At 46.5% G+C, this 2,556-nt stretch carries 3 protein-coding genes and 1 pseudogene; 1 reads left to right on the top strand and 3 read right to left on the bottom strand.

The annotated features are described in order from the left end of the window. The coding region (locus ACI4WN_RS02815; protein ID WP_439776877.1) for a hypothetical protein at positions 1-260 on the top strand (260 nt) is incomplete at its 5' end. A gap of 441 nt (positions 261-701) precedes the next feature. Here the strand turns inward: ACI4WN_RS02815 and ACI4WN_RS02820 are convergent. The 3 genes and pseudogenes from ACI4WN_RS02820 to ACI4WN_RS02830 form a co-directional block, all read right to left on the bottom strand. Continuing rightward, positions 702-1,208, bottom strand: coding sequence for an NAD(+) diphosphatase (locus ACI4WN_RS02820; protein WP_439776878.1), 507 nt, complete (start codon positions 1,206-1,208; stop codon positions 702-704). A 30-nt stretch (positions 1,209-1,238) separates the two neighbouring features. Beyond that, positions 1,239-1,544: pseudogene (locus ACI4WN_RS02825) on the bottom strand (DNA alkylation repair protein); the annotation flags it as partial. 185 nt (positions 1,545-1,729) lie between these two features. Next, on the bottom strand, positions 1,730-2,556 hold an 827-nt coding region (locus tag ACI4WN_RS02830), incomplete at its 5' end, for an RNA-guided endonuclease InsQ/TnpB family protein (protein WP_439776879.1).

A 2,556-nucleotide genomic window follows, 5' to 3' on the forward strand; every position in this document is an offset into this window, starting at 1 on the left:
CACAAGAAGTGTTAGCACAAGAAGTGTTAGCACAAGAAGTGTTAGCACAAGAAGTGTTAGCACAAGAAGACACTCTCAAACTACTGGTTTGGAGTGTCTTCAAAAATAACAAAGTTATTGTAGCTTGTTTATTTTCCAAAAGCAAGCTATTAGCATTAGATAATTATCTTAGTTTAGCAATTAGCTCTGCTAAAAAAGCTTATTACCTTGAGGGGTTAACCGCTCCCACCTTAACTAAATTATTTTTATTAACTTTGTAGATCCCCGGGACAAAATTCCGATGATACAGCTTCCGCGCCAGGTTTGTTGCTTGACCGGCAGCATTACATAGTCATACTTTGCTAGACAAGCCTTGAAGTCTTTTAGCGACATTTAAATAGCCTATTGCGCCTTAACTTGGTCAAAAAATAGTAGTAACGGCCTAAAAAGTAGTCGTAGTCATCGGCGACATTGCCATAAGGCAAAAGGTATAAAGGATATTGCAAAAAATACCGATTTAATCTTTTGCCAGCCTGTACTTTCATACAGCATGAAGACAAATAAGCAGGATGCAAAAAATGGCCCCGAATTTTTGACCAGTATCAACACGCTTGCCGTCATGGCAAAGAAGGTCAGCTGCTGTCACTTCTTTTGCTTTTATTTTCGTTTTGCTTGTTTCCTTCTCTTTCCTCCTTGTCTTTCTTTTTTACTCTAGCATCCCTTTAATTGCTTTCGCTTAGCTTGTCCAAATACTCATCCAAAAATTCTTCCGCCAAAGAATGCGGCCGGATCTGCTTGCGGGCTTCGTCAACGCTCAGCCAAGCCCAGGCGTCCACTTCTTCGTTTGGCACAGGTAGTTGATCCTCATCAACCACCACCGTGTAGTTCAGCATCAAGACGTTGGACGGGGCAAAGTAGCTCGACCGGTTAAAAGACAGGCCCTTGAGGTCCAAATTGAGCTCTTCTTTTAACTCCCGCCGGCAAGTCGCCTCGCTGTCTTCGCCCTTGTTCACGTAGCCAGCCACCAGGATGTAAGAATCCCGGCCATACTGCTTGATCAGGAGCACCTTGTCCCTAGCTTGGTTCATGACAATCATGCTAACTGCCACAGAAAAAATCGGAAAGCGGAAGTCCTGGCACTTTTCGCAATACGGCACCTCGCCTTCAAGCGGCAAGCTTCTCTTTGTCAACTTTTGCCCGCATTGGGGGCAGTAGTTTAGTTCAAACATGCAATAGCTCTTTTCTTGCTTTATTGCTTTTCAAATAAAGATATACTTACTTGCTTCTCTGACCGACAAGGGGGCTAGCTGCTCCCGGTACTCGTCAACAAATTTCCGCACCCAGTCCGGGTTGGTCTTAGAGTAGTCCCGGAGCGCCCAGCCGATAGCCTTGTTGATGAAAAATTCGCTGCTGCCCAGGTTCTCCAAGATGATTTCCTTTAAGAGTTCTGGATCCGTCGCGCTTTTCAGCCCCAGCTGGAACTCGATTGCCGTTCTTCTCACCCAAAAGTCGGGATCAACCGCCCAGTCCCGGACGGTTTTCATAACTGCTTGCTTATTTTCTTCCTGTCAACCAACCTCGGACTAAAGTCCGGGGCTTGCAAGTCGAGAAATGACTAAATGCATTTCAGCTCACACTAGTCAGATACAGATGATTTGCGGGCGCAGGGATCATCCAATTACCAAACTTATATTATCGAGCCTCGGGTTGCCTGGGGCTCATTTTTTCTACTAAGGATTGCATGCTTGCTTCAGCTTGCAGCTTCCGAATCGTACGGAATTATTTTGTATTCCTGATCCGAAAGCTTGGCAATGCCTTTCTCCAAGATGTTCAGCGCGGCGTTGTAGTCGCGGATGTGGTGCGCTCCACACATTGGGCAGTCCCATTCCCGGTCCTTCAGGGTCAGCTTCTCATGACCGTTGTGGCCCATGATAGAGCCGCAGGCATGGCACCGCTGGGTTGTGTTGCGCTTGTCGATCTCAATGTAGGTCTTGCCGTAAAGGCCTGCCTTGTATTCAAGCATTCTCTGAAAACTGGTCCAGCCCACGTCAGAAATCGACATTGCCAAGGCATGATTCTTCATCAGATTTTTCCCTCTCAAGTCCTCAAGCACTACTATATCGTGGTTATTGATGTATGCAGTGCTGAGCTTTTGAAGGAAGTCCTCTCTTTGATTGCGAACTCGTCTTTGAAGACGAGACGCCTGTTTGCGAGCCTTCTGATAGTTTTTGCTTTGCCAAAGCTTCCGGCCTTCCTTTTTGGCACGAAGCTGTCTTCTTGACGCCCGTCTTTGAAGCTTTTTCAGCCGCTTTAAGGATTTGCGGTAGTAGCGTGGATTGTCCACTACCGTGCTGTCTGAATCGGTCAGGAAATTGTAAAGATTGAGATCGATTCCTGTCTTCTTGCCCGTCTTTGCCTTTTGCGCCTTGAATGGAACAACGTCACCAATTTGAAGAGACAGATAGAAGCCAGAGGCATCATATTTGATGGTGGCCGTGCCAATTCGGAAGTTGGGATTGTGGGCAAGAAGTTTGATAGCCATCGTTGACGCCCTTCTTGTGATACTTTGGGTGGCCT

Source organism: Lactobacillus sp., from assembly GCF_051893255.1.
Lineage (GTDB): Bacteria > Bacillota > Bacilli > Lactobacillales > Lactobacillaceae > Lactobacillus.

Coding starts and splice junctions, on each gene's coding strand:
- ACI4WN_RS02820 (WP_439776878.1), bottom strand. CDS start 1,208: ATGTTTGAACTAAACTACTGCCCCCAATGCGGGCAAAAGTTGACAAAG.